This window comes from Sphaerisporangium sp. NPDC004334 (assembly GCF_053602655.1).
On sequence record NZ_JBSGDZ010000028.1, the window covers coordinates 59,885 to 85,604 of the forward strand.

The 25,720-nt window shown below is 72.0% G+C and carries 22 protein-coding genes; 13 read left to right on the plus strand and 9 right to left on the minus strand.

What is annotated here, in order from left to right:
* Positions 1-39: 39 nt before the first annotated feature.
* The gene (locus ACWEN6_RS31375; protein ID WP_452575256.1) at positions 40-1,752 is read right to left on the minus strand and encodes a hypothetical protein; all 1,713 of its coding nucleotides are present in this window, start codon (positions 1,750-1,752) and stop codon (positions 40-42) included.
* Between the two features lie 218 nt (positions 1,753-1,970).
* Entirely contained in the window at positions 1,971-3,167 is a 1,197-nt protein-coding gene (locus tag ACWEN6_RS31380) for a class I SAM-dependent methyltransferase (RefSeq protein ID WP_452575258.1), read from the minus strand.
* 315 nt (positions 3,168-3,482) lie between these two features.
* Between ACWEN6_RS31380 and groES the strand changes: the two genes are divergently transcribed.
* From groES to ACWEN6_RS31400, 4 genes are all read left to right on the plus strand, one after another.
* Positions 3,483-3,794: a co-chaperone GroES gene (gene groES, locus ACWEN6_RS31385; RefSeq protein ID WP_055482820.1), complete on the plus strand. Its 312-nt coding sequence runs from the start codon at positions 3,483-3,485 to the stop codon at positions 3,792-3,794.
* Between the two features lie 109 nt (positions 3,795-3,903).
* The gene (gene groL, locus ACWEN6_RS31390) at positions 3,904-5,520 is read left to right on the plus strand and encodes a chaperonin GroEL (RefSeq protein ID WP_452575260.1); all 1,617 of its coding nucleotides are present in this window, start codon (positions 3,904-3,906) and stop codon (positions 5,518-5,520) included.
* Between the two features lie 307 nt (positions 5,521-5,827).
* Positions 5,828-6,454: a sigma-70 family RNA polymerase sigma factor gene (locus ACWEN6_RS31395; protein WP_354837622.1), complete on the plus strand. Its 627-nt coding sequence runs from the start codon at positions 5,828-5,830 to the stop codon at positions 6,452-6,454.
* Positions 6,451-6,657, plus strand: coding sequence for a hypothetical protein (locus ACWEN6_RS31400; RefSeq protein ID WP_354924561.1), 207 nt, complete (start codon positions 6,451-6,453; stop codon positions 6,655-6,657). The genes ACWEN6_RS31395 and ACWEN6_RS31400 overlap by 4 nt, the downstream gene beginning before the upstream one ends.
* Here the strand turns inward: ACWEN6_RS31400 and ACWEN6_RS31405 are convergent.
* Complete coding sequence (locus ACWEN6_RS31405) at positions 6,618-6,995, minus strand: DUF5319 domain-containing protein (protein ID WP_354837475.1); 378 nt, start codon at positions 6,993-6,995, stop codon at positions 6,618-6,620. The genes ACWEN6_RS31400 and ACWEN6_RS31405 overlap by 40 nt on opposite strands.
* Before the next feature lie 524 nt (positions 6,996-7,519).
* Here ACWEN6_RS31405 and guaB point away from each other — a divergent pair.
* Entirely contained in the window at positions 7,520-8,998 is a 1,479-nt protein-coding gene (gene guaB, locus ACWEN6_RS31410; protein WP_452575262.1) for an IMP dehydrogenase, read from the plus strand.
* 118 nt (positions 8,999-9,116) lie between these two features.
* Positions 9,117-10,235, plus strand: coding sequence for a GuaB3 family IMP dehydrogenase-related protein (locus ACWEN6_RS31415; protein ID WP_452575264.1), 1,119 nt, complete (start codon positions 9,117-9,119; stop codon positions 10,233-10,235).
* 193 nt (positions 10,236-10,428) lie between these two features.
* Here the strand turns inward: ACWEN6_RS31415 and nagA are convergent, their stop codons facing one another.
* Together nagA and ACWEN6_RS31425 are read right to left on the minus strand one after the other, a co-directional pair.
* Complete coding sequence (gene nagA, locus ACWEN6_RS31420) at positions 10,429-11,565, minus strand: N-acetylglucosamine-6-phosphate deacetylase (RefSeq protein ID WP_452575266.1); 1,137 nt, start codon at positions 11,563-11,565, stop codon at positions 10,429-10,431.
* Positions 11,562-12,482: an SIS domain-containing protein gene (locus ACWEN6_RS31425; protein ID WP_452575268.1), complete on the minus strand. Its 921-nt coding sequence runs from the start codon at positions 12,480-12,482 to the stop codon at positions 11,562-11,564. Before ACWEN6_RS31425 ends, nagA begins: the two co-directional genes overlap by 4 nt.
* Before the next feature lie 121 nt (positions 12,483-12,603).
* Between ACWEN6_RS31425 and ACWEN6_RS31430 the strand changes: the two genes are divergently transcribed.
* Together ACWEN6_RS31430 and ACWEN6_RS31435 are read left to right on the plus strand one after the other, a co-directional pair.
* Complete coding sequence (locus ACWEN6_RS31430) at positions 12,604-13,374, plus strand: DeoR/GlpR family DNA-binding transcription regulator (protein ID WP_452575270.1); 771 nt, start codon at positions 12,604-12,606, stop codon at positions 13,372-13,374.
* Positions 13,375-13,786: 412 nt separating this feature from the next.
* The gene (locus ACWEN6_RS31435) at positions 13,787-15,523 is read left to right on the plus strand and encodes a glycerol-3-phosphate dehydrogenase/oxidase (protein WP_452575347.1); all 1,737 of its coding nucleotides are present in this window, start codon (positions 13,787-13,789) and stop codon (positions 15,521-15,523) included.
* Positions 15,524-15,897: 374 nt separating this feature from the next.
* Here the strand turns inward: ACWEN6_RS31435 and ACWEN6_RS31440 are convergent, their stop codons facing one another.
* Positions 15,898-18,228 carry a beta-propeller domain-containing protein gene (locus ACWEN6_RS31440; RefSeq protein ID WP_452575272.1) on the minus strand — a complete coding sequence of 777 codons (2,331 nt, stop codon included), beginning with the start codon at positions 18,226-18,228 and terminating at the stop codon, positions 15,898-15,900.
* A gap of 142 nt (positions 18,229-18,370) precedes the next feature.
* Here ACWEN6_RS31440 and guaA point away from each other — a divergent pair, with 142 nt between their 5' ends.
* From guaA to ACWEN6_RS31460, 4 genes are all read left to right on the plus strand, one after another.
* Complete coding sequence (gene guaA / locus ACWEN6_RS31445; protein WP_380825890.1) at positions 18,371-19,936, plus strand: glutamine-hydrolyzing GMP synthase; 1,566 nt, start codon at positions 18,371-18,373, stop codon at positions 19,934-19,936.
* Between the two features lie 88 nt (positions 19,937-20,024).
* A complete protein-coding gene (locus ACWEN6_RS31450; protein ID WP_452575274.1) occupies positions 20,025-21,254 on the plus strand; it encodes an acyltransferase family protein in 1,230 nt (409 codons plus the stop codon).
* Between the two features lie 32 nt (positions 21,255-21,286).
* Positions 21,287-22,567, plus strand: a complete 1,281-nt coding sequence (locus ACWEN6_RS31455) for a DUF2157 domain-containing protein (RefSeq protein ID WP_452575276.1) — start codon at positions 21,287-21,289, stop codon at positions 22,565-22,567.
* Positions 22,564-23,055: a GDYXXLXY domain-containing protein gene (locus ACWEN6_RS31460; protein WP_452575278.1), complete on the plus strand. Its 492-nt coding sequence runs from the start codon at positions 22,564-22,566 to the stop codon at positions 23,053-23,055. The genes ACWEN6_RS31455 and ACWEN6_RS31460 overlap by 4 nt, the downstream gene beginning before the upstream one ends.
* 171 nt (positions 23,056-23,226) lie before the next feature.
* On the opposite strand, the gene ACWEN6_RS31465 is transcribed toward ACWEN6_RS31460, so the two are convergent.
* Entirely contained in the window at positions 23,227-23,664 is a 438-nt protein-coding gene (locus ACWEN6_RS31465; RefSeq protein ID WP_354924548.1) for a VOC family protein, read from the minus strand.
* 1 nt (position 23,665) lies between these two features.
* A complete protein-coding gene (locus ACWEN6_RS31470; protein WP_452575280.1) occupies positions 23,666-24,250 on the minus strand; it encodes a DinB family protein in 585 nt (194 codons plus the stop codon).
* Between the two features lie 67 nt (positions 24,251-24,317).
* Between ACWEN6_RS31470 and ACWEN6_RS31475 the strand changes: the two genes are divergently transcribed.
* Complete coding sequence (locus tag ACWEN6_RS31475; RefSeq protein ID WP_452575349.1) at positions 24,318-25,274, plus strand: helix-turn-helix transcriptional regulator; 957 nt, start codon at positions 24,318-24,320, stop codon at positions 25,272-25,274.
* 10 nt (positions 25,275-25,284) lie between these two features.
* Here ACWEN6_RS31475 and ACWEN6_RS31480 read toward each other — a convergent pair whose 3' ends face one another.
* Positions 25,285-25,515, minus strand: coding sequence for a DUF397 domain-containing protein (locus ACWEN6_RS31480; protein WP_354837447.1), 231 nt, complete (start codon positions 25,513-25,515; stop codon positions 25,285-25,287).
* Positions 25,516-25,720: the final 205 nt, after the last annotated feature.

The following is a 25,720-nucleotide window of genomic DNA, read 5'->3' on the forward strand; positions in this document are numbered from 1 at the left end:
GTCCCGTTGGAAGGGCGGCGCCGGGCGGGCGGGAGGCGGTCAGTCCTTGGGGGAACGGGCGGGGCGCAGGAGGGCCTCGGCGAGCGCCAGCATGGTCTCCTCCAGGGCTCCGAGCCTGCGGGTGAGGTCGCGGTGCGTCGGCTGGACGATCTGGTCGACGGTCTCGCAGAGCTGGTCGCGGTCGGGGCGGGCGCGGACCAGCTCCACCAGCTCGCCCAGGGGCGGCAGGGCCGCCGCGGCCTCGGTGAGCCGCTCGTCGAGCGTGTCGAACCGCCTGCCCTGGTCGTCGGCCTGGGCGCGGATCAGCTCGCCGACGCGTTTGTGCACCTCGCCGACCTCCAGCAGCGCGGGCAGCTGCCCCACGCGCTGGTTGACCGCCTCGACGCGGTCGTCCACCATCTCCAGCCGCTCGTTGACGTCCTCGAACCCCGCGTCGATGGCGCCGAGGCGTTCGTCCTGCTTGGACAGGCGGCCGTCGACGCCGGTGAGGTGCTGGGCCAGGTCGGTGAGGCGGCCGTCGGCGTCGGCGATCTGCTGTTTGACGCCGGCGAGGTTGCCGTCGACCCCGGCGAGGCACGATTGGACCGTCTCGACGCGGCCGTCGAGGCCGGTGAGGCAGGACTGGGCCGTGTCGACGCGGCCGTCGAGCCCGGCGAGGCACGATTGGGCGGTTTCGATGCGGCCGTCGATGCTCTGCAGGCGGACGTCGACCGTCTCCAGCCGTCCCTCGACCGCCCCGACGTGGCTGTCGACCGTGTCGAAGCGGCCTGACAGGTCGCTCACCCGCCCGTCGGTGGTGTCCACCCGTCCCGCGATGGTCTCAAGCCGCCCGTCGAAGCCGGCCAGCCGGTCGCTCACCCCCGCGAGCCGACCGTCGACGCTCCCGAGCCGACCGTCGACGCTCCCGAGGCGCCCGTCGACGCTCCCGAGGCGCTGGTCCACGCTCTCGAGCCGCCCGTCCAGCGCCTCCAGCGGCGCAAGGCGGCCTTCGACGCCCGAAAGGCGGGCGGTCAGGCACGTCTCGGTCTCGGCGAGCTTGGCGGTCATGCCGTCGACCTTGCCGGCGAGCTGCTCGATGGAGCCGGTGAGGCGCTGAACGGCCGACGAGAAGGTCTCGTCCAGGCCCTCGCCGAGGTCCAGGACGCCGCCCTCGACGCGCTCGGTGCGCTGGGTGAGGTCGAGCAGGGCCTTGTCGACCCGCGTGAAGCGGCCTCCCGCGGCCTCCATGCTCGCGCCGAGCTGGGCAAGGCGCCTGGTCAGCTCGGGCATGCCCTGGGTGCCCTCCAGGACCGCCTGGAGGCGCTTGAGGGCCTCGGCGACGCCTTCGCGCACGGTGCCGAGGTCGGTCCACAGGCCGGGCAGCTCGGCGATGGGCTTGACGCGGTCGCCGACGGCCTCGATGCGGTCGCCGAGCCCCGCGACGCGGTTGCCCACCCCGTCGACGCGGTCGCGCACGATCTCGACGTGCTGCGCCAGGCCCTCCGCCCAGGCCGGGGGACGGCTGACCAGCTCGCCGAGCCGGCCGCTGACCCCTTCCAGCGCGCCGTTCAACCCGCCGAGCTCGCGTTCGCGGACCTCCCGCAGCAACCACTCCATGCCTTCCAGCCGCTGCCGGATCTCGTCGAGCACGGCGCCCTGGGTGCGCTGCTCGTAGACGTGGTCCTGCGCCGCCCTGGCGAGCAGTTCGCGCATGCGGTCGGAGATGGCGGTCTGGCTTCCTGCCTGGAGGAGGGTGTGGTTGGAGTGATCCACCGAAAGCTCCTTCACTCGCGGGCGGTCGGCCGCACGGCGGTGGGGTCGGTACGGTCGTTCTCTGTGGCGAATCGGGCGGGTGCACCATGGATCAGGCAGAATCCCGCGCGCTGGCCAACTGTAGTGGCTCGGCCGGTGACTTTCGGGTCCGACTTTAAAACATCGTGATTATCGCTGGATTGCCCCCATTTGTTGGCGGCGAAAGGCATCGTGGCAGGTCAGGATGGGTCGCAGATGATGGCGAAGGGACGTTCGCCGATGCGGGTCAGCACCACGACACACGAATTATCCCCGGAAAGATGCAAATCTCGCCGCAGGCGCTCCAGGTCGAGCGCCGAACCGCGTTTCTTCAGCGTCACCGTGCCGACGCGGCGTTCCCGGAGTGCGGCGCGCAGGCGTTTGAGGGAGAAAGGCAGGGTTTCCCGAACTTCGTACCGCGACGCCCACGGAGTCGTGGCCTGGTCGTCCCCGGTGATGTAGGCGATGTGCGGGTCGAGCAGGTGGCCGGACACCTGGGCGGCGACCTCGGCCACGAGATGCGCCCTGATGGCCGCGCCGTCCGGTTCGTACAGATAGCGCGCCACCGGCCCGTGGCCGGGCGCGCCGAGGGACGGGTCGGCCGGCAACGTGTGACCGGAGGGCAGCAGGGTCGCCCTGCGCAGCACCGTCTCGGCGGGGCCCGGGTCCCCGCCCGCGGCGAAGGCGCCCGTCCACAGGACGGCCTCCTTGACCTCGCCGCGGTAGGACACCCATTCGGCCTCGGTGCCCTGCGGGATGAACTCGTAGGGGATGCCAGGCGCGACCTTCAGGCAGGCGGCGCGCGCCCGGGCCACCATGGCGAGCACGGCGGGCCACGGCGGCGAGTACCCCATCGGGTCGAAGACCCGCCTGCCGGTGGACCGCCGCGCCGGGTCGGCGAACAGCACGTCGTAGGCCGCCGGGTCCACCTCCGCAGCGTCCGCGGCGCGGACGGTGACGCGGTCGCCGAGGTCGAGCGCGAGGGCGTTCGCCCGTGCGACCTCGACGGTGAGCGGGTCGAGGTCCACGGCGTCGACCTCGCATCCGGCGCGGGCCAGGGCGATGAGGTCGCCGCCGATGCCGCAGCAGGCGTCGGCCACGCGCGCGCCGGCGGTGAAGCGGCGGGCGCGGTGGGCGGCCACCTCGGCGCGGGTGGCCTGCTCCAGCCCGTCGGGGGTGAAGTACATGCGGGCGGCGTCGTGCCCGAACTTGACCGCGCCGCGCGCCCGGAGCCGTGCCTGGGTGAGGGCGGCCGCGGCGAGGGGGGCGTCGTAGGTCTTCCTCAGCCGGCTGGCGGCCGTCACCGGATCTGTGCCGTCCGTCACAGCGCCCACGGCCTCGCCGAGGGCTTTCTGCCCGCGGGGGGTCAGCAATTCGCGGAAGGCGTAGAGGTCCACGTCTCCCGACGCTATCGCGCTGCTCCCGCCTGCGTGGCAGGACCTCGTTAGCGCGCGGGGTCACCGCGACCGTGCGCCGAGGCCACTCCCATAGGCGGACAATTCGGGCGAGTCGTACGGTGGCTCACGACCGGACTGACCTGGGGCGGCCTGTCCGTGTTGACTGTGTCGGCGGCCTTGCATACTGTTCAGTGTTGGCACTCGGCTAGTGAGAGTGCCAATCAATAATGCGACGAGGCAGGTCTGACACCCGCGACGGCAGGCCGCTGGTCGCCTCTTCAGCTCATCACCACAATCTGAAGGGGAGGTCCGATCGTGACGACCGCCACCAAGGTTCCCGTTAAGCCGCTCGGCGACCGCATCGTGGTCCAGCCGCTTGAGGCCGAGCAGACGACCGCTTCCGGTCTGGTCATCCCGGACACCGCCAAGGAGAAGCCCCAGGAGGGCAAGGTCCTCGCGGTGGGCCCGGGCAACTGGGACGAGGACGGCGAGAAGCGCATCCCGCTCGACGTCAAGGAAGGGGACGTGGTCCTCTACAGCAAGTACGGCGGTACCGAGGTCAAGTACGGCGGCGAGGAGTACCTCGTGCTCTCCGCCCGCGATGTTCTCGCGATCATCGAGAAGTAAGCCCCGGGACGCGTAAGCGACCACCTGTACGGAGCCTTACCCGAATACGCGTGTCAAGCCCCGGGCCCTTTCACGAGGCCCCGGGGCCTGACGCTGGGAGGACCTTTTAATGCCCAAGATCCTGGAGTTCGAGGAGGACGCGCGGCGCGCTCTTGAGCGCGGCGTCAACGCCCTCGCGGACGCCGTCAAGGTGACCCTCGGGCCGCGCGGCCGCAACGTCGTCATCGACAAGAAGTTCGGTGCGCCGACCATCACCAACGACGGCGTCACCATCGCCCGCGAGGTCGAGCTCGACAAGCCATACGAGAACCTCGGCGCTCAGCTCGCCAAGGAAGTGGCGACCAAGACCAACGACATCGCCGGTGACGGCACCACCACCGCCACCGTGCTCGCCCAGGCGATGGTCCGCGAGGGCCTGCGGAACGTCGCCGCCGGCGCGTCGCCGCTGTCCCTCAAGCGCGGCATCGACCTGGCCGCCCGCGCGGTCAGCGACCGCCTCCTCGAGCGGGCCCGTCCCGTCGAGGACAAGAAGGAGATCGCCAATGTGGCGACGATCTCCGCGCAGGACGCCAAGATCGGCGAGCTGATCGCCGAGGCGTTCGACAAGGTCGGCAAGGACGGTGTGATCACCGTCGAAGAGTCCAACACCATGGGCCTGGAGCTCGAGTTCACCGAGGGTCTCCAGTTCGACAAGGGGTACCTGTCGCCGTACATGGTGACCGACCCCGAGCGCATGGAGGCCGTCCTCGAGGACGCCTACGTCCTGCTCCACCAGGGCAAGATCTCCTCGATCGCCGAGTTCCTGCCGCTGCTCGAGAAGGTCGCCCAGACCAAGAAGCCGCTGTTCGTGGTCGCCGAGGACGTCGAGGGCGAGGCCCTGGCCGTCCTGGTCACCAACAAGATCCGCGGCACCTTCACCTCGGTCGCCGTCAAGGCGCCCGGCTTCGGCGACCGCCGCAAGGCGATGCTGCAGGACATGGCGATCCTGACCGGCGGCCAGCTGATCTCCGAGGAGCTCGGCCTCACGCTGGCCAACGCCGGCACCGAGGTGCTCGGCACGGCCCGCCGCATCGTGGTCACCAAGGACACCGCGACCGTCGTCGACGGCGCCGGCGACCCCCAGGCCATCCAGGACCGCGTCCGCGAGATCCAGCACGCGATCGAGCAGACCGACTCCGACTGGGACCGCGAGAAGCTTCAGGAGCGCCTCGCCAAGCTGTCGGGCGGCATCTGCATCCTGCGCGTCGGCGCGGCCACCGAGGTGGAGCTCAAGGAGAAGAAGCACCGCCTCGAGGACGCCATCTCCGCGACCCGCGCCGCGATCGAGGAGGGCATCGTCTCCGGCGGTGGCTCCGCGCTCGTGCACCTGGCCAAGGAGCTGGACGACCTCGGCCTGACCGGCGACGAGGCGACCGGCGTCTCCATCGTCCGCCGCTCGCTGGTCGAGCCGGCCCGCTGGATCGCCGAGAACGCCGGCCTGGAGGGCTACGTCGTCACGGCCAAGGTCGGCGAGCTGCCGGCCGGCCACGGCCTCAACGCCGCCACCGGCTCCTACGGCGACCTCATCGCCGAGGGCGTCATCGACCCGGTCAAGGTCACCCGCTCGGCCGTGCAGAACGCCGCGTCCATCGCCGGCATGCTGCTCACGACCGAGGTACTCGTGGTCGACAAGCCCGAGGAGGAGGCTCCGGCCGCCGGAGGTCACGGTCACGGTCACGGCCACTGATCCGATCAATCGATCGAAGCACGGCTCCCGCCGCAGGGCGGGGGCCGTGTTTTTTTGCGTCGAATCGATTTTGCCGCCCCTCGATTTGACGGGACGGTAAACCGACCGGTGCGGCAGTGCGTCGGCCAGGGCGCTCCGCGCCGCCTGCGAGCTGGTGCGACATCTAACGAATATCCAGCGAATTCGGGTCGCGAGTGAAATATGCAAACACTACTGTGTTCGCTCGATTACCCTGCGTTATCGTCGCGTCAATGTGACCAATCCGTATCCGTTCACTATGACGACATGCGCGATCGTGGCGGGCATCATGCCTAACGTGACCGAGGGATGCGTCGCCGACGCCAAAGCTGGGGTAAGGCTTGCGACGAGATCGGACGAGTCCGACCTCAGGGATCTGACGAGCCTCGCCGTGCAAGGAGATCGCACCGCGATCGAGTCACTGCTCGGGCAACTGCGCCCGATGGTGGTGCGCTATTGCCGTGCCCGTCTGGGCCGGGTGTCCGGCCATTACCACATAGCCGACGACGTGGCCCAGGAAGTCTGCATCGCGGTGCTGGCCGCGCTGCCGCGCTACCGCGACATGGGGCGCCCGTTCGCCTCGTTCGTCTTCGGCATCGCCTCGCACAAGGTCGCCGACGCGCTGCGCAGCTCGGTGCGCTCCGCCGTGCCCACCCAGGACCTGCCGGACGGTCCCGACCAGGGGCCGGGGCCCGAGGAGACCGTGGTGCGCTATATCGAGGCCGAACACGCCCGCGCGCTGCTGTCGCGTCTTCCGGAGAACCAGCGCGAGCTGATCATTCTGCGGGTGGTGTCGGGATTGTCGGCCGAGGAGACCGGTAACGTACTGGGTATGTCACCAGGTGCGGTTCGCGTCGCCCAGCATCGGGCGCTGGCAAGGCTGCGGGCGATGGCCGACATGGAGTCGATAGCTTGACCGCCCTCCACCCGGCCCGTTCACTGCGAAAACGGGGGTCCGACGCCGACGCCGACGTGGTCAGGACGGACGCGATCATCGACGCGCTCGCCGGGCGGCGGCCTCTCGACCAGGACGCCGACCCTGTGGTGGGCCTGCTCCAGGCGCTCACCAGGGACGTCGATCAGCGGCTCTCCTCGGTGTCGATCACCCCGTCGACGTAGCCTCTGGCGTACTCCCAGCTCACGTAGTCGGCAGGGTCGGGGGCGAAGGCCGGCTCGTGCACCTGGGGGCGGCCGTGGTCGATCATCTGCCGCAGGTTCCCGCGCAGCAGGTCCCAGTCGAAGTAGTGCCGTTCACCGCACTCGGGGCAGTCGAGGACCAGCCCGAGAACCCCCTGGGGCTCAAGGAGCGAGCGGAAGACCTCTACATCGGCGAGGTCGGTCAGCGCCTCCTCGCGTTCGGTCGTGGTGAGCGGCTCGGAGTCGTCGAGATCACCGAGCACGGAGGCAGGGTCGTTGGGGTCTTCCGCGAAGGGGTCGCGGGGGACGTCTTCCAGCACGCATTCCACCTTATGACCCCCACCTACCCTGATGAGGGCAAGTGGCGGGGATGCCCAGGACGCCCGCCACCTCGCCTTCGCCTCCCACGGCACAGCCGTCACGGCGGTCACACGCCGCCTGACGGCGTGAGGAGCGCCGGCCCGGCGAGCAGGAGACCCCGCTTCTCCAGGGAAGGGACGATCCGCGCCGATGGGGCAGGGGTTCGCGGGCCGAGGGAAGCGTGACGCCTCGCCGCGCGTTGTCCACACCGGGCGCCAGGACTGAGATCTCCGCTCTCTGGTGCCGAAAAGATGACAGGACCTGAAATTTCTCTGTCCGCTGTGCCACATCGACCGGCCGTCCATCAAACCGGCAGATCATCGGATCTCTCGACCCGTTCATCCACAGGAACGGATGGCCGCCGGATCGTCAGGCGGCGGTTATCCACAGGGTCGCCGAGCCGGTGATGAGCGGACCACTAAACTGACCGCAGGGGGCCGGCGCCTTTCCCCATCTTGAGAGCGCCATGGCAGGAGGGTTGCAGATGGCCAAGTTCACCGAGCCGGGGCTCACGTTCGACGACGTGCTCCTGGTGCCCGCGTACTCCGATCTGCAGCCGGGTGACGCCGACACCACCACCCGCCTGTCGCGGTCGATCACCCTGCGCATCCCCCTGGTCTCCGCCGCGATGGACACCGTCACCGAGGCGCGCATGGCCGTGGCGATGGCCCGTCAGGGCGGCATCGGCATCCTGCACCGCAACCTCTCCATCGAAGAGCAGGCCCAGCAGGCCGATCTGGTCAAGCGCTCCGAGGCCGGCATGGTCACCAACCCGGTGACCTGCTCGCCCGACGACACCCTCGCCGACGTCGAGCAGCTCTGCGCCCGTTACCGCATCTCCGGCGTCCCGGTCACCGACCGCGGCGGCGTCCTGGTCGGCATCGTCACCAACCGCGACATGCGCTTCGAGACCGACCAGAGCCGGGTCGTGCGCGAGGTCATGACCCCCATGCCGCTGGTCACCGCGCCGGTCGGCGTCCCCCGCGACGAGGCGTTCCACCTGCTGCGCCAGAACAAGGTCGAAAAGCTCCCCCTCGTCGACGCCGAGGGCAGGCTGCGCGGCCTCATCACGGTCAAGGACTTCACCAAGAGCGAGCAATATCCTCTCGCCACCAAGGACTCCGACGGCCGCCTGGTCGTCGGCGCGGCGGTGGGCGTCGCCGGCGACGCCGAGCAGCGCGCCATGGCGCTGATCGAGGCGGGCGTCGACGTGATCGTGGTCGACACCGCCCACGGCCACTCCCACGGGGTGTGCGACATGATCGCCAAGATCAAGGCCAACGGCCGGGTCGACGTCATCGGCGGCAACGTCGCCACGCGCGCCGGCGCCCAGGCGCTCATCGACGCCGGCGCCGACGCCGTCAAGGTCGGGGTGGGCCCGGGCTCCATCTGCACCACCCGCGTGGTGGCCGGGGTGGGCGCCCCGCAGGTCACGGCCATCTACGAGGCGTCGCTCGCCTGCGGTCCCGCCGGGGTGCCGATGATCGGCGACGGCGGCCTGCAGTATTCCGGCGACATCGTCAAGGCGCTGACCGCCGGCGCCAACACCGTCATGCTCGGCTCCCTGCTCGCCGGCTGCGAAGAGTCGCCCGGCGAGCTGATCTTCATCAACGGCAAGCAGTTCAAGTCCTACCGCGGCATGGGGTCGCTGGGCGCCGTCCGCAACCGCGAGCGCGGCGGCTCCTTCAGCAAAGACCGCTACTCCCAGGAGAACGTCGCCAGCGAGGACAAGTTCATCCCCGAGGGCATCGAGGGCCAGGTGCCCTACCGCGGCCCGGTGGCGGCGGTCGCTCACCAGCTCGTCGGCGGCCTGCGCCAGGGCATGTGGTACACCGGCTCGCGCACCATCGACGACCTCCACGAGAACGGCCAGCTGATGCCCATCACCTCGGCCGGCCTCAACGAGAGCCATCCCCACGACATCCAGATGACCGTGGAGGCCCCCAACTACCACGGCCGCTGACCCCGCGCGCCAGATGGGATGACGCGCCCCGTGGACGAACGGGGCGCGCGAGGGTAATGACGTACGAGGACGCGCGAGTACAGCGGCGGCTTCACCGAGGGACGGGAACGACAAGAGCATGACTCAGGTAGAGATCGGGCGTGGCAAGAGCGGACGCCGCGGGTACGCGCTGGACGAGATCGGCATCGTGCCGTCGCGGCGCACCCGCGACCCCGAAGAGGTCTCCATCGCCTGGCAGATCGACGCCTACCGCTTCGACCTGCCGGTCGTGGTGAGCCCTATGGACAGCGTCGTCTCGCCCAAGACGGCAATCGAGATCGGGCGGCTCGGCGGGCTCGCCGTCCTCGACCTCGAAGGTCTGTGGACCCGCTACGAGGACCCGGCGTCGCTGCTGTCCGAGGTCGCCGAGATGCACGGCGAGGCCGCGACCAAGCGCCTGCAGGAGATCTATTCCGCCCCGATCAGCGACGAGCTCATCGGCCGCCGCATCGAGGAGGTCAGGTCCGCGGGCGTCACCACCGCGGCGCGGCTGTCGCCTCAGCGCACCGCCCAGCACTACAAGGCCGTCATCGACGCCGGCGCCGACATCTTCGTCATCCGGGGCACCACGGTCTCCGCCGAGCACGTCTCCGGCCGGGCCGAGCCGCTCAACCTCAAGCAGTTCATCTACGAGCTCGACGTCCCGGTCATCGTGGGCGGCTGTGCCACCTACACCGCGGCCCTGCACCTGATGCGCACCGGCGCCGCCGGCGTGCTGGTCGGGTTCGGCGGCGGCTCGGGCCACACCACCCACACCGTGCTCGGCGTGGCCGTGCCGATGGCGACCGCGATCGGCGACGTCGCCGCGGCCCGCCGCGACTACCTCGACGAGTCGGGCGGCCGGTACGTCCACGTCATCGCCGACGGCGGGATGACCAGCTCCGGTGACATCGCCAAGGCCATCGCCTGCGGCTCCGACGCGGTCATGGTCGGCTCGCCCCTCGCCCGCGCCGCCGAGGCCCCCGGTCGCGGCCACCACTGGGGCTCCGAGGCCCACCACGGCGAGCTCCCGCGCGGCGCCCGCGTCGAGGTCGGCACCATCGGCACCCTCGAACAGATTCTGCACGGCCCGTCCACGGTCGCCGACGGCTCCATGAATCTCATGGGCGCCCTGCGCCGCACCATGGCCACCGCCGGCTACTCCGACCTCAAAGAGTTCCAGCGCGTAGAGGTAGTGGTAGCCCCCCACGTCTCCTGACTCACCCCCGCCACCCCGCCCACCCGGCGGGGTGGCGACCCTGTTCCTCCACCTGATCCCGATCGCCATGACCGAGCACACCTGAGGTGGAGTGGTCATCCCGTAGTCCACCCGGTCCGGTCGCAACACCCGGACACACCTGAGGTGGAGTGATCATTCCGGGTGAGGGAGGTGCGCGGGGGGAGAGTTCGGGTCACGAGGAGTTGATCCAGGCGCCGTGTTTCATGACGCGGTGGACGGTGAGGTCCTCGTCCAGGACGACCAGGTCGGCGTCCTTGCCGACGGCGATGGAGCCGACGCGGTCGTCCAGCCCCAGCACGCGGGCGGGGGTGAGCGAGGCCATCACGGCGGCGTCGGCGACCGACAGGCCGACCTCCCGCACCGTGCGGCGGAAGGCGACGTCCATGGTCAGCGTGCTGCCGGCGATGGCGCCGCCCTCGACCAGCCGCGCGGCGCCGCCGGACACCTCGACCTCCATCGGGCCGAGCCGGTAGGTGCCGTCGCCCATGCCGGCGGCGGCCATCGCGTCGGTGATCAGTACCGCGCGGCCGGTGCCCGCGGCGCGGGCGGCCAGGCGGAGCATGGCCGGGTGGACGTGCAACCCGTCGTTGATCAGCTCGACGGTGACGCGCTCGTCCTCCAGCAGCGCGGCGACGGGACCTGGCTCGCGGTGGTGCAGCGACGGCAGGGCGTTGTAGAGATGGGTGGCGACCGTGCAGCCGGCCTCGATGCCGGCGATCGCCTGGTCGTAGGTGGCGTCACTGTGCCCCAGGGCGGCGATCACACCGTCCGACACGGCCGCGCGAATGGTGTCGAGCCCGCCGGGCAGTTCGGGGGCGATGGTGATCATGCGGACGTGCCCCCGTCCGGCCTTGAGCAGGCCGGCGAGCTCGCCAGGGGACGGGTCGCGCAGCAGAGCCGGGTCGTGCGCGCCGCAGCGGGATCGCGCGATGTAGGGACCCTCGAAGTGGATGCCGGCCAGCACGCCGTCCTCGCACAGTTCCGCCAGGGCGGTGGTGGCGCGGGCGATGTCGGCGAGCGAGGCGGTCACCAGGCTCGCCATGATCGTCGTGGTGCCGTGCGCGGCGTGGAAGGCGGCGATGCGCCGCGCCTCCTCCTGGTCGCCGGACGGGAACGACCCGCCGGCGCCGCCATGGGTGTGGACGTCGACGAACCCGGGGACGACGTACCGCCCGTCGAGGCCGTGCCCGTCGCCGTGAGGGGCGCGTCCGCGGCCGATATGGGTGATGCGCCCGTCCTCGATGGTGATCCAGCCGTCGTGCACACCTGCGGGGGTCACGACGCGGGCGTCGGCGAGTGTGATGCTCATGAGGACAGGATCACAGATCGGGTCAGGTGAAGTGGCTGGTCGGGGTCCAGGCCGAGGGCCTTGGCGCGGGCCACCGCGACGCGCTGGACGCGGACCAGCTCGGCCATCGGATCGGCGTTCCCACCGACGAAGGCGCCCCCCGCCGCGCGCACGTCCTCGGCGATCCCTTCGGGGGCGGTGCCGAGCATCCAGGTCACGCGGCCGGGGCCGGCGATGCTGATCGGCCCATGGCGGTACTCCATCGCCGGGTACGCCTCGGTCCAGGAACGGGACGCCTCGCGCATCTTGAGCGCGGCCTCCTGCGCAAGCCCGCACGTCCAGCCCCGGCCGAGAAAGGTGAACTGCTCGGCCGCGACGAAGGCCTCGGGAACCGGCTCGGCGATGGCGCGCTCGGCGTCGGCGATCGCCTGGCCGAGGTCCTCGCCGAGGTGGGCGCGCAGCAGGGCGAGCTGCGTGGTGGCGAAGCGCGTCTGGACGACCGACCGCTCGTCGGCGAAGTCGAGGACCACGACCTCGTCGGCGAGGGACATCACGGGGGTCCGCGGGTCGGCGGTGACGACGGTCACCGGGGTGCCGTCGAGGCGGCGCAGCAGGTCGAGCACCTCGGTGGTGGTGCCGGACCGGGTCAGGGCGAGCACCCGGTCGTAGGCCCGGCCGTAGGCTGCCCCGGCGCTGGGCGGGGCCGGGGAGGTCGGTACGGCGATGGGCGCTTCGGAGGCGGCGAAGGCGTCGGTCTCGCCGTGGCCGGCGCGTTCGCGCAGGACGGCGTACGCCTGGGCGATGAACCAGGAGGTGCCGCAGCCGACGACGGCCACGCGCTCGCCGGGCCGCGGGAGGGCCGCGGTGGCGGCCATCTCGGCTCCGCGGCGCCAGCAGGCCGGTTGCGAGGCGATCTCCATCTCGGTGTGCGTTGTCACGGGCCCTCCTCCACACGTCTGCTCTCTTCTGCGGGTTTTACCACAGTAATGAGCATGATTGTGCAGACGAGGTCAGGCGGACAGGTGAATGTGGCCGTGTGGTGTGCGACGCTTTCGGACCATGAGCCGGTATGAACGCTGGAACTCCCTGCTGGAGCTCCTCGCCCAGCAGGGGCGCCTCACGGTGGAGGAGGCCGCGGACACCCTCGGGGTGTCGACCGCGACGATCCGGCGCGACTTCGACGAGCTCTCACAGCAGCAGATGCTCATGCGCACGCGCGGCGGCGCCGTCGCCCAGAGCGTCAGCTACGACCTGCCGCTCCGCTACAAGACGGCCCGGCACGCCGGCGAGAAGCAGCGCATCGCCGAGGCGGCGGCCGCCCTGGTCCAGCCCGGGGCCGTGGTCGGCATGAACGGCGGCACGACGACGTCGGAGGTCGCGCGGACGCTCGCCGTGCGGATTCCGGCCGGCGCCCAGATCACCGTCGTGACCAACGCGCTCAACATCGCCGCCGAGCTGACCGTGCGGCGGAACGTCAAGCTCGTCGTCACCGGCGGGGTCGCCCGGCCGCAGTCGTACGAGCTGATCGGCCCGCTGGCCACCGGGGTGCTCCAGCAGGTCACCCTGGACATCGCCTTTCTCGGGGTCGACGGCATCGACGTCGGGGCGGGCGCGTCAGCCCACCACGAGGGCGAGGCGAGCGTGAACAACCTGCTTATCGGCAGGGCCTCCCACGTCGTCGCCGTGGCGGACGCCTCCAAGGTGGGCCGGCGCGCCTTCGCGAAGATCTGCGACATCGGCCAGATCGACACGCTGATCACCGACGCGAGCCTGACCGACGCCGACGCCGCCGCCTTCACCGACGCCGGCCTGCGGGTGGTGCGGGTCTGAGCGGCGGAAAGATCTACCGGTGGGAGGTGGGGCGCAAGGGGATCGGTGGGGTCGCTGATGGAGCACGGCACGCGTGAGCCGGTCCAGCGGCGATCCGCGCCGACCCCGGTGGAGCACGCCTATCGCATGCTGGTATCTACTCACGGGTAGAAATTGGACACGACGCGACAAGCCGCACCCCAGGGGGTCGCAGATGACAGCGCACACAGCCGGCGGGGCCGATGCGGGCACAGAAGCGAACGCCGCGCAGGGCGGCGACCCGGCGGCGCGAACGGGCGGGGACGCGCGGCAGCGGGCCCGACGGCGCGTAGGTCCGCGCGGGCACGAGGTGCCCGATAGTGGCGTAGGCGTGGAGCGTGTCGACTCATCGGTTCAGTGGGAGGGTGCTGAGGTGGAGATCCGCGACGGCGGCATGCATTCGGCGCGCATGGGGCCGGCCGAGCGGTCGGCGGCGCTGACCCGGATGGCCGATCCCGACTACGAGCTGGACGTCTTCGTGGTGGGCGGCGGTGTGGTCGGCTCGGGCGTGGCGCTGGACGCCGTGACGCGCGGGCTCACCGTCGGCCTGGCCGAGGCACGCGACTTCTCCTCCGGCACCTCCTCCCGTTCCTCCAAGCTGATCCACGGTGGCGTGCGATACCTGGAGCAGCTCAACTTCGACCTGGTGCGCGAGGCGCTGCAGGAGCGGGCGCTGCTCCTGCAGCGCATCGCCCCCCACCTGGTCCGTCCGGTGCCCTTCCTGTTCCCCCTGACCCACCATGTGTGGGAGCGGCCCTACGTCGCCGCCGGGCTGACCCTGTACGACACGCTCGGCTTCTCCACCGGGCTCACCCGGGGCATGCCGGGGCACCGGCACCTGTCGCGGCGCCGGGCGCTGCGGCTCGCTCCGGCGCTGCGCAAGTCGGCGCTCACCGGCGCGGTGCAATATTGGGACGCCCAGGTGGACGACGCCCGGTACGTCACGACGATGCTGCGCACGGCCGCCTCGTACGGGGCGCACGTGGCCTCGCGCACCAAGGTGGTCGGCTTCCTGCGCGAGGGTGAGCGGGTCACCGGCGTCCGGGTGCGCGATCTCGAGGGCGGGGCGGAGCTGAACATCCGCGCCCGGCAGGTGGTCAACGCGACCGGTGTGTGGACCGACGAGATCCAGGAGATGGTCGGCGGACGCGGCCAGATCCACGTCCGCGCGTCCAAGGGCGTGCACCTGGTGGTGCCGCGCGACCGCATCCACTCCCTGACCGGGATCATCCTGCGCACCGAGAAGTCCGTGCTGTTCGTGATCCCGTGGGGACGCCACTGGATCGTGGGCACCACCGACACCCAGTGGTCGCTGGACAGGGTGCACCCGGCCGCCTCCCGGCAGGACATCGACTACGTGCTCGACCACGTCAACGAGGTGCTGTCGGTGCCGCTGACCCGCGACGACGTCGAAGGCGTGTACGCGGGGCTGCGCCCCCTGCTGGCCGGGGAGTCGGAGGAGACCTCCAAGCTGTCCCGCGAGCACGTCGTGACCCACCCCGTGCCCGGCCTGGTGATGATCGCCGGCGGCAAGTACACGACGTACCGGGTGATGGCCAGGGACGCGGTGGACGCGGTGGTCCACGGACTGGACCAGCGGGTGCCGGCGTCGTGCACCGACAAGATCCCACTCGTCGGGGCCGAGGGCTACCAGGCGCTGTGGAACGCCCGCCACCGGCTGGCGCGGTCGTCGCGGCTGCACGTGGCCCGCATCGAGCACCTGCTCCAGCGGTACGGCACGATGATCGACGAGGTGCTGGCCCTGATCGAGCGGGATCCGTTGCTGGCCCGGCCGCTGTCGGGCGCCGACGACTACCTGCGCGCCGAGATCGTGTACGCGGCGACGCACGAGGGCGCCCGCCACCTGAACGACGTGCTGGCGCGGCGTACGCGGATCTCGATCGAGACCTTCCACCGGGGCACGGCCGTCGCCCAGGAGGCGGCCGAGCTGCTCGCCGGGCCGCTGGGCTGGGACGCCGAGCAGGTCAAGCGCGAAGTGGAGTACTACGCCAAGCGCGTCGAGGCCGAGCGCGCCTCGCAGGAGCAGGACACCGACCAGGAGGCCGACGCCATCCGCCTCGGCGCCCCCGACATCGTCCCGGTCTCCGAACCCGACACCAAACCGGTCTGATCCGTCCGCGATCCGCGCTCCGGAGATCGAACCTGCCTGATCGTCTGGTCCGCATTCCGGAGATCGAGCCGGTGTGATCGGTCCGGTCCGCGTTCCGGAGGTTGAGCCGGTCTGATCAGTCTGGTCCGCGTTCCGGAGATCGAGCCGGTCTGATCGGTCCGGTCTTCGGTTCCGGCGTCGAGCCGGTCGGTCGGGGCTGCCGTTGGCCGCACGTTCCGGTCCCTCGCGAGCCCGGAGCCGTGCGGCCCGGCACTCCGGGGCGTATTGCGCGATACGACCCGGAAGCTCCCGGACCTTCACCGGCGACCGGCCGCCCCGCCGGAGGCCCGGCCCATCCGCGCCGGCGGCCCGGCCGTCCGTGCGAGGCGGCGTGGTCAGCCGGTGAAGGGGATCCAGGACCGGTCGGCCAAGGTGGTGGCGTCGCTGGCCTTCAGACCGCTGTCCGACAGGGTCCACAGGGTGTCGCCGACGATCAGGCAGCGCTGGATCGTCGGGGTGGCCGGCGCGAAGCCCTTGGGACTCTTCTCCTTCGGGTGGGTGATAGTGCCGCGGCTGGTGATCGAGTCGTCGGTGACCTTGAGGACCAGGGCGGCGGTGCGGTAGTCGTCGGTGTGGCCGCCCCAGCTGCTCAGTGGCAGCATGGCGAGCCCGGTCGCCGGCCAGTACAGGAAGGCGTGCGGGTCCCACTCGGCCTCCGAGCCCGACTTCTCCTGGTGGAAGCGCGCGAGCCTCGCCGGCCTGGCCGGGTCGCTGACGTCGAACAGGGAGATCTGAGTGCCCAGCGTCCTGCCCTGGTCGCTCGCCTCCTGCCCGACGCCGATCAGCCGCCCGTCGCCGGCGGGGTGGAGGTAGGCCGAGAAGCCGGTGATCTTCAGCTCGCCGGTGACCTTCGGCGCCGCGGGGTCGCGCAGGTCCAGGGTGTACAGCGGGTCCACCTGGCGGAAGGTCACCACGTAGCCGACCGGGCCGATGAAGCGCACCGAGTAGATGCGCTCGCCGTCGCCGAGGCCGGTGACCTCGCCCACCTTGGACAGGGTGGCGGCGTCGAGCACGTACACCGCGCTGGTGCTCTGCTCGGTGGCCACGCCCGGCCGGTCGAACGTGGTGGTGGCGATGCGCAGCTTCCCCTCGTACTCCGACAGGGCGTACTGGTTGAGCAGGCGACCGGGCACCGCGCCGGAGGCGACGTACTCGGGGACCCCCGCGCCGCTGATGTCGAAGCGGTGCACCTCGGTCTGCTCGGGCGGCTCCGGCGCGGCCGTCGCGTTCGGCGCGCCACTCGGCGTCCAGGTGGGCGAGGCCGGCGCCGTGGGCGAGGCCGGTGCGGTGGGCGCGGGCGTCGAGGTGAGGGTGGGCGAGGGGCTCGCGTCCGGCGGGGCGTCGGTCACCCTCATCCTCAGCGAGGGCATGGGCGTCAACGAGAGCATCGACGGGTCGCCGCTCGGCCCGACCTTCTCGGCGGGCGGGGTGCTCGGCGGGTCCTTGGGTGCGACCGTCGAGCCGCCCCCACCGGGCGTCACGGCCGAACCGCCGCCACCGGGTGTCACGGCCGAACCGCCGCCACCGGGCGTCACGGCCGGGCCGCTCGCGACGGGCGACGGAGGCAGGCCGGTCTCGGCCGGCGTGACGGGCGTGGCCGGGGTGAGCGTCGCGGGCGGCGGGGGCGTGTCGTCGATCGCGGCGTTCCGGAACCCCCAGCGGGGGTTGCTGGTGACGTACATGCTGGTCGGAGTGGCGTACACGGTGTCGCCGTCGGCGGCGACGCTGATCGGCTCGTCGCCGTCGAACCCGGCCTCCAACTGCACCGTGTGGACGGTCAGCATCGAGGTTCCGGAGTACTGCCGGGGGTGGCTGACCCGTTCACAGGCCACCTTGTGTTTGGTGGTCGCGCGCCTGGGCCCGGTGATCTCCCAGGTGGGCAGCCAGGCGTCGATCGGCGCCGCCCGGACGATCTCCTGGTTGCGCCGGGTCAGCTCGGCCTCGGGCTCGTCCTTGCCGGGCTGGTGGGTGAAGGCGATCTCCGGCTGCGACCGGACGACGATGCGCACGGTCGAGCCGATCATGCGTGCGTCCACATGGGACCCGGCGGTGGCCATCGACGCGAGGATCTTCATCTCCTTCAGGTCGACCAGCGTGTACTGAGGGCCCGGGGGTGCCGCGGGGCGCATGGCCCTGTCCCCGAACGGCACCATCCCGCCCTCGGTGAACAGCACGAGCGCGCGGTCGCCGTGGACCAGCAGGTTCGCGGGGGCGTAGCCCTTGTCGGCCGGGACGAGCCGCAGGCCGGCGGTGACCTTCCTGGATGCGGCGTCCACGACGCGCAGCACGCCCCGCGCGTAGGTGATGACCCGCTCGCCGTCGGTCTTCACCAGGTCAGGCTCGTCGACGCCCGCCTCGTGCACGTTGGTGGTGGAGTAACCGGGGACGGCGGACTTCGCGTCGGCGGTCATCCGCCCGTCGGCCGACCTGCCGGTGGCGGTGAAGATCTGGCCGGGGCCGATGCCCCAGGGGCCGACGTTCTTGACCGTCGCCTCGCGCAGCCCGGCCAGCATGTCGTCGCAGCCGGTGTAGGCGACCAGGCGGATGGCGCCCAGCGTCGCCGGCGGCACGTCCGGGGAGGCCGTGCGGCTCCCGGCGTCCGTGCACGCCGCCACCAGCAGCGCGGTGGCGAGCGCCGCGGCGGCCGTACCGATCGAAGTCCTCATGCCCCTACGACGCACCGGGACGTGGCGCGGTTCAGGATCAGGGACGGGCGGGCGCCGGACGGCCGGTGGGAGCGGGCCGTCGGTGGGCGCGTTCCGGCGGGTAGAGGCGCCGATAGACTGTGGGGACCGCGGCGTCTTTCCTTTGGGGGTCCTTCCGGTGTCTGAGTTCGACACGGTCCTGGTCGTCGACTTCGGCGCGCAGTACGCGCAGCTGATCGCGCGGCGGGTCCGTGAGTGCCACGTGTACTCCGAGATCGTGCCCTCGACGATGCCGGTGAGCGAGATGCTCGCGAAGAACCCGAAGGCGATCATCCTGTCCGGCGGCCCGGCGTCGGTGTACGCCGAGGGCGCGCCCGCGGCGCCGGAGGGCCTGTTCGACACCGGGGTGCCGACGTTCGGCATCTGCTACGGCTTCCAGGAGATGGCCCGCGTCCTCGGCGGTGAGGTGGCGCACACCGGCATCGCCGAGTACGGCGGCACGCCGCTGACCGTGGGCAGCGAGGGCGTGCTGTTCGCCGGTCTGCCCGCCGTCCAGTCGGTCTGGATGTCGCACGGCGACAGCGTCTCCTCCGCCCCCGAGGGCTTCACGGTCACCGCGTGGACGCCCGACACCCCGGTCGCGGCCATGGAGTGCCCCGAGCGGGGCCTGTACGGGGTCCAGTTCCACCCCGAGGTGCTGCACTCCGATCACGGTCAGGCGGTGATGAAGCACTTCCTGGACGCCGCGGGCTGCCGCCCCTCCTGGACCATGCTCAACATCGTCGAGGACGCCGTCGAGGCCGTCCGGCGGCAGGTCGGCCCCGAGGGGCGGGCCATCTGCGGCCTGTCGGGCGGGGTCGACTCCGCGGTGGCCGCCGCGATCGTCCAGCGGGCGATCGGCGACCGCCTGACCTGCGTGTTCGTCGACCACGGCCTGCTGCGCAAGGGCGAGGCCGAGCAGGTCGAGCGCGACTTCGTGGCCGCCACCGGGGTGCGGCTGCGGGTGGTGGAGGCCGCCGAGCGGTTCCTGAAGGCGCTGTCCGGGGTGTCCGACCCCGAGGAGAAGCGCAAGATCATCGGTCGTGAGTTCATCCGGGTCTTCGAGGACGAGCAGCGCGCCATCCTCGCCGACGGGCCGGTCGACTTTTTGGTCCAGGGCACGCTGTACCCGGACGTGGTCGAGTCGGGCGGCGGCACCGGCACGGCGAACATCAAGTCGCACCACAACGTGGGCGGTCTGCCCGACGACCTGCGGTTCAGCCTGGTCGAGCCGCTGCGCACCCTGTTCAAGGACGAGGTGCGCCGGGCGGGCGAAGAGCTCGGGCTGCCGCCGGCGATGGTGTGGCGCCAGCCGTTCCCCGGCCCCGGGCTGGGCATCCGCATCGTCGGCGAGGTGACCGAGGACCGCCTGGCGATCCTCCGCGAGGCCGACTCCATCGCCCGCGAGGAGCTGTCGCGAGCGGGTCTCGACCGCGAGATCTGGCAGTGCCCGGTGGTGCTGCTCGCCGACGTGCGCTCGGTCGGCGTCCAGGGCGACGGGCGCACGTACGGGCACCCGGTCGTGCTGCGGCCGGTGACCAGCGAGGACGCCATGACGGCCGACTGGTCGCGCGTGCCGTACGACGTGCTGGCGCGCATCTCCACCCGCATCACCAATGAGGTGCGCGAGGTCAACCGCGTGGTTCTCGACGTGACCAGCAAGCCGCCGGGCACCATCGAGTGGGAGTGACCGGCCACCCGGCCGACATATCGGACAAAGCGGAATGAGTGCCGGAGTTCAGGGTTTGGACGGTCGCTGACCGAGTAAATTCTGGCAAATGCTTACGGCTCAGCCGCGCACCGCGCCGTCCCCCGCCGGTCCGGGTTCCGGGCCGCGCCTGGCATGGCTGGACGCGATCAGAGGCGTGGGCGCGACGGCCGTGCTCCTGGAGCACATGTTCTACCGCTTCCTGCCAGGGCTGCGGCCGGGCTGGTTCAACCTCGGCATGTACGGCGTGCTGGTGTTCTTCCTGGTCAGCGGCTACATCATCCCCGCCTCGCTGGAGCACAGGGGTGATGTCCGGGCGTTCTGGGTCGGCAGGTTCTTCCGGCTCTACCCGCTGTACCTGCTGGTCACCGGGCTGGTGCTGGCGTCGCTGCCCCTGGTGCCGCTGCGGCCGGCCGTGGTGCCCGACGCGGCCACGGCGGCCGCGCACGCCACCATGCTGCTGGACGTGGTCGGCTCGGGCGGCGTCGCCGACACGATGTGGACGCTCTCCTACGAGATGGTCTTCTACCTGCTCGTGACGGCGCTGTTCGTCGCGGGGGTCCACCGCCGCAGCGGCCTGTGCGCCGTGGGGTTCGCCCTCGCCGCGCTGGTCGTCGGGCTGCTGCTGGCCGCCCCCGTCCTCGACCGCGGCCCGGCGGCGTTCGCCGCGCTCGGCGCCTTCGTGGCCGGTCTGGCCTGCGTGCTCGCCCCGTCGGGGTGGGCGCGCCGGGCCGGCGCGGTGATCCTCGGCGGCCTGGCCGTGACGCTGGTGCTGCTCGGCAGCCGCACCCCGTGGCTCGGGCCGGCGATCCTCGCGGTGATGTTCACCGGCACGGTGATCCACCGCTGGGAGCGCGGGCAGGCCGGCGGCCTGCGCGCGGTCGCCGTCGTCACGGCCGTGCTGGCGGCGGTCCCGTTCTTCGCCTTCCCCTCCGGCGGGTGGGCCTACCCGAGGGTGTGGATCACCACGCTCGCGCTGGTCGCGGTGACCTTCGCGGGCGGCATGGCCCTGCGCCGCCGCACGGTGCCGCGCGCGCTGGTCTGGCTCGGGGTGATCAGCTACTCGGTGTACCTGCTGCACCATCCGCTGCTGAAGCTGTTCCTCGCCGTGTTCGGCGATCCCCGCGAGCGTCCCGCCGGCGTACAGGCGCTGCTGGCCCTCGCCTTCCTCGTCGTGGTGCTGGCGCTGAGCCGGCTGACCTACCGCTTCGTCGAGCGCCCCATGCAGCGCGCCGGTCGGCGGCTGGCGCAGGCGTGGACGGGCCCGCGCCCGGGCGAAGCGCCCGGTTCCGGGGCATGACGGACTACAGGGGCGAAGGAAAGGAACGCGGCATGGAACCGACGCGGGTTCGCGTCCCGGCCCGGCGGCTGGCGTGGCTGCGCGGCGAGCTGGCCCGCTGGCAGGCGGAGGGCGTCATCGACGCGACCGCCGCCGAGCGCATCGCCGGCCGGTACGTCCCCGGGCGGAGGGTGAGCCTGGAGCGCGTCGTCCTGCTGCTCGGCGGCGGCTTCCTCGGCGTCGGGCTCATCTGGGTCGTGGCGGCCAACCTCGATCAGCTGTCGCCGCCGGCCCGGTTCGCCGGCATCACCGTGGTCTGGCTGGCCGCCGCGATCCTCGGTGAGGCGCTCGCCGGGCCGGCGGTGAGATCGGCGGCCCGGCTGGTGGCGGTTCTGGCCGCAGGAGGAGTGGTCTTCCAGGCCGCGCAGAGCCTGCAGGTCCCGGCGTACGGCTCCGGCCTGCTGGGCGTCTGGGCGGCGGGCGCGCTGGCGTACGCGTACGCGACCCGCGCCGCCGGGCCGCTGCTCGCGGCCCTCGTCCTCGGAGCGTCCTGGTACGGCTGGTGGTCCGGCGAACAGACCGACTCGGCCGGAGGCGTCGCGGTCTGCCTGGTAGCCGCCGGAACAGCCGCCATCTCCCTGGCCGTCCTCCACGAACACTTCGGCGCGCGCACAGCCGAGCCGAGTTCGTGGTCCGGGCGGTTCGCGGCTAGCTGGCGGGCGGCCGGATTCCTGCCGGCGCTGGGCGGACTGTTCGTCGCGGCCTTCCCCGGCGTCTCACAAGGCGAGATGTACGGCGCACCGGCGCTGTGGGCGGGGCTCACCGCAGCGGCCGTGGCAGCGGGTGCGGCGCTCGTCCTCGGCGGCGCGGAGGATCGGCGCGAGGCGGCCGGGGCGCAGGTCTTCGGTGGCCCGCAGGATCGGCGCGAGATGCTCGCGAGGCGCGTCCTCGGCGGCGCGGGCGACCGGTACGAAGTGCTCGCGGCGCTGGTCATGGTCGTCGCCGCGGTGGGACTGGTCGCGTGGGCCCCTGGCGACGCCGAGCCGGCGATGGGCGGGTTCACCGCCGCGCAGACGGCGCGGGCCGTGGCGGGCACGCTGCTGTACATTCTCGCGGCGAGCTGGTTCGCGGTCGCGGCGGCCCGGCGGGACGAGACCCACCTGGTGCTGATCGCCACTGTGGCCCTGGTGGTGTTCGTCACGGCGCAGAGCTTCGCGGTGTTCCAGCCGCTGCTGTCCGGTGCGGCGCTGTTCCTGGCGCTCGGCGTGATCTTCATCGTCACCGGGGCGCTGGTCGAGTACGGGCGCCGGCGGCTGATGGAGGCGACCCGATGAGCGGCTCTTCCTCGCGCGTCTCCCGGCGCACCGCGGTCATGGTGGCCGCCGCGCTGCTGCTCCAGATGGCGCTGCTGGTCGTCGTGCTGCGACCGCAGCTGTCGGCCCGGCTGTCCGGTGCCGAGTACCGTCTCGCCGCGGGGCCGGTGGACCCGGTCGACCCGTTCAGGGGCGCCTACGTGATGCTGACCTACCCCGGCCTGCCGTCCGCCGAGGGGCAGGCGGCGGGCCGGGTGTACGTGCGGCTGGTTCGCGATGGCGCGCTGTGGAAGGGGGCCGGTGTCGAGCGGCGGCGCCCGGCCGCCGGCCCGTACCTGGCATGCCGCACCGGCGGCTACGGGAACCTGCGGTGCGGCATCGACAGCCTGTTCCTGCCCGAGGACAAGGCCCGCCGCGTCGGCTCCGAACTCGCGGCCGACCGCGCCGCGGCCGTGGTGAAGATCGACGACGAGGGCAACGCCGCCCTCATCGACGTGGTCCCCCGCTGACGCCGACGCACCCTCCACCACCGTCCGCCGGCTCACCCACCGTAAAACGGCGCCGTAACCGCCGTCCCCCACCCCGCCGACCCGGCGCCGGTCACATCCAGCACATAGCCGAGGTGGAGAGCCGCGAGCGGCCGGAGCGCGTGACGGTGTCGGTGGTCCCTGGATGGGTGGTCAGTCGAGGCAGAATTCGTTGCCTTCGGGGTCGGCCATCACGATGTGGCCGGCGCCGAGTGGGGGAGTGGGGTCGTGGCGCTGGAGGCGGGTGGCGCCGTGGGAGACCAGCCGCTCGGCCTCCGCTTCCAGGGCCGCCATCCGCGCGTCGCCCTCCAGCCCCGGAGCCGCACGCACATCGAGGTGCACGCGGTTCTTGGCCTGCTTGCCCTCGGGAACCCGCTGGAAGAACAGCCGCGGCCCGGCGTCGTCGGGGTCGACCACCGCCGAGGCGTCGTTGCGGTTCTCGGGCGGCACGCCCATCGCTTCCAGAGCCTGCTCCCATGACTCGAAGCCCTTGGGCGGGTCCTGCGTCCGGTAGCCCAGGGCCTCGGCCCAGAAGGCCGCCAGCGCGGCCGGGTCGGCGCAGTCGAAGGTGATCTGTACGTCGCGGGCCATCTCAGCTCGCCTCCCGGCCGGTCAACTGGTGGGTGTGCAGATGGAGGTCGCGGAGCAGGCACACCTCGGACAGATGGTGGATCAGCTCGCGGTTGATGTGCAGCACCAGCGTAGCCAGGGACCGATCGGCGTAGGGCCCCTCCGCCTCGCCGCACGGGCGGGTGAGGCCGGTCTCGCCGAGAGACTCGACCCCGGCCAGCCAGGTGGCGTACTCCGCGTCGAGCTGGGCCAGCGCCGCGGCCGCGGTCGGGGCGTACTCGAATGATCGGTAGTCGGTGCTCGCCCGGCCGAAGTGCGCGGCGTTGCGCACGGCCAGCACGCCGACGATCACGTGCCCGAGTCGCCAGGCGATCGTCGTGAACGGCGGCGGCTCGGGCATCGGCATCGCGAAGTCGATGGTCATCGCGCCCGACCCCGCCTGTATCGGTGCGGTGCCGGTGCCGCGCGGGCGGACGTTCCAGCAGCCGGGCGCCGGCTCCCAGAAGTACTCGTCATCGGTGAGCCCCTCGAGGCGATCGCGCAGCTGCTCGGTCCAGTGCCAGGCGAACTGCTCGCGGAGCAGGGAGTTCCATGTCTGGTCGGTCATGGGTCCAACCTCCCGCATATAGCGGACAGGATCGTTCCGCGATCTGTGGAACGATGAACGCGTGACCGTGGAGGCGACGACCGAGCGGGTGCTGCGGCTGCTGGGGCTGCTGCAGCGCCGGCCGTCCTGGACCGCGTCCGAGCTCGCCGCCGAGCTGGAGGTCACCGACCGCTCGGTGCGCCGCGACGTGGAACGACTGCGCGCGCTCGGCTACCCCGTGCACGCGACGGCGGGTGTCGGCGGCGGCTACCGGCTCGGCGCGGGCACCCGGCTGCCGCCGCTGCTCCTGGACGACGAGGAGGCGATCGCGACGGCGGTGTGCCTGCGGCTGGAGTCGGGGGGCACGGTCGCCGGGGCGGGCGAGGCGGCGCTGCGGGCGCTGGCGAAGCTCGACCAGGTGATGCCGCCCCGGCTGCGCGCCGAGGTGCGGGCGGTGTACGGCGCCACCGCGACCATGGCCGTCCCCGGGGTCGCGATCGACGCCGAGCTGCTGGTGACGCTCGCGCGGGCCTGCCGCGACGCCGTGCGGGTGCGGTTCAAGTACACCGGCCGCGACGGCGGTGAGCGCGAGCGCACGGTCGAGCCGGTGCGCATGGTGTCCACCGGCCGCCGCTGGTACCTGATGGCCTGGGACGTCGACCGCGACGACTGGCGCACCTTCCGGCTGGACCGCATGCGCGAGGTGGCGGCGACGACCTGGCGCTTCCGGCCGAGGGAGCATCCGGACCCGGTCGCCTACGTGCAGCGGTCGGTGACCGGGGCGCCGTACCGGTATGTGGCCCGGGTGCGGGTGCACGCCACACCCGACCAGGTGCGGCGGCTGGTGCCGCCCCAGGTGGGACGGGTCGAGGACGACTGTGATGGGTGGTGCCTGCTCGTCACCGGCGGGGACGACCTCGACCGGCTCGCCCTGCACGTGGCATGGCTGGGCTTCGAGGTAGAGGTGCTGGAGCCCGTCGAGTTGCGGGAGGCCGCCGCGGTGCTCGCCCGCCGCCTCGCGGCGATGGCCGAGGCGGGCGGCTAGGAGTCAGCCCCTAGTCGTCGAACTCGCCGTCGCGGACGCCGAGGACGAAGGCGTTCCACTCGCCCGGTGTGAAGCGCAGCACCGTGCCGTTGGGGTCGGCGGGGTTGCGGAGCGCGACCGCGCCGCCCGGCAGATAGGCGATCTCGATGCGGTCGTCGGACGTGCTGCCGGGGGCGCTGAGCCAGGTGACGTCCGAGATGTCCATCGCGTACAGCTCGGCCTTCTCGTGCCCGTCGTTCATCGCCGGCCTGCCTGGGTCGTTGCGGGAGGGGTCACGCGGGCAACGTTAGCAGCCGCCCGCCCCGACGGCCGGTCGGTTGCGACGGTCGCTCGATCGCGGCGACCGGCCGGTTGTGGTGACGGAGCGGTCGCGGCGGTTCGCCGGTCGGGGCGGCGGGTCGGTTGCGGCGGTGCGTCGGTCGGTGCGTCGGTCGGGGCGGCGGGGC

Excerpts from the sequence above, each read along its gene's own strand:
- ACWEN6_RS31435 (WP_452575347.1), top strand. The coding sequence starts at position 13,787 with ATGCATTCGGCGCGCATGGGGCCGGCCGAGCGGTCGGCGGCGCTGACC.
- ACWEN6_RS31440 (WP_452575272.1), bottom strand. The coding sequence starts at position 18,228 with ATGAGGACTTCGATCGGTACGGCCGCCGCGGCGCTCGCCACCGCGCTG.
- ACWEN6_RS31415 (WP_452575264.1), top strand. The coding sequence starts at position 9,117 with ATGACTCAGGTAGAGATCGGGCGTGGCAAGAGCGGACGCCGCGGGTAC.
- ACWEN6_RS31450 (WP_452575274.1), top strand. The coding sequence starts at position 20,025 with ATGCTTACGGCTCAGCCGCGCACCGCGCCGTCCCCCGCCGGTCCGGGT.
- ACWEN6_RS31470 (WP_452575280.1), bottom strand. The coding sequence starts at position 24,250 with ATGACCGACCAGACATGGAACTCCCTGCTCCGCGAGCAGTTCGCCTGG.
- guaB (WP_452575262.1), top strand. The coding sequence starts at position 7,520 with ATGGCCAAGTTCACCGAGCCGGGGCTCACGTTCGACGACGTGCTCCTG.
- ACWEN6_RS31460 (WP_452575278.1), top strand. The coding sequence starts at position 22,564 with ATGAGCGGCTCTTCCTCGCGCGTCTCCCGGCGCACCGCGGTCATGGTG.
- groL (WP_452575260.1), top strand. The coding sequence starts at position 3,904 with ATGCCCAAGATCCTGGAGTTCGAGGAGGACGCGCGGCGCGCTCTTGAG.
- nagA (WP_452575266.1), bottom strand. The coding sequence starts at position 11,565 with ATGAGCATCACACTCGCCGACGCCCGCGTCGTGACCCCCGCAGGTGTG.
- ACWEN6_RS31395 (WP_354837622.1), top strand. The coding sequence starts at position 5,828 with ATGCCTAACGTGACCGAGGGATGCGTCGCCGACGCCAAAGCTGGGGTA.
- ACWEN6_RS31455 (WP_452575276.1), top strand. The coding sequence starts at position 21,287 with ATGGAACCGACGCGGGTTCGCGTCCCGGCCCGGCGGCTGGCGTGGCTG.
- ACWEN6_RS31480 (WP_354837447.1), bottom strand. The coding sequence starts at position 25,515 with ATGAACGACGGGCACGAGAAGGCCGAGCTGTACGCGATGGACATCTCG.
- ACWEN6_RS31430 (WP_452575270.1), top strand. The coding sequence starts at position 12,604 with ATGAGCCGGTATGAACGCTGGAACTCCCTGCTGGAGCTCCTCGCCCAG.
- ACWEN6_RS31465 (WP_354924548.1), bottom strand. The coding sequence starts at position 23,664 with ATGGCCCGCGACGTACAGATCACCTTCGACTGCGCCGACCCGGCCGCG.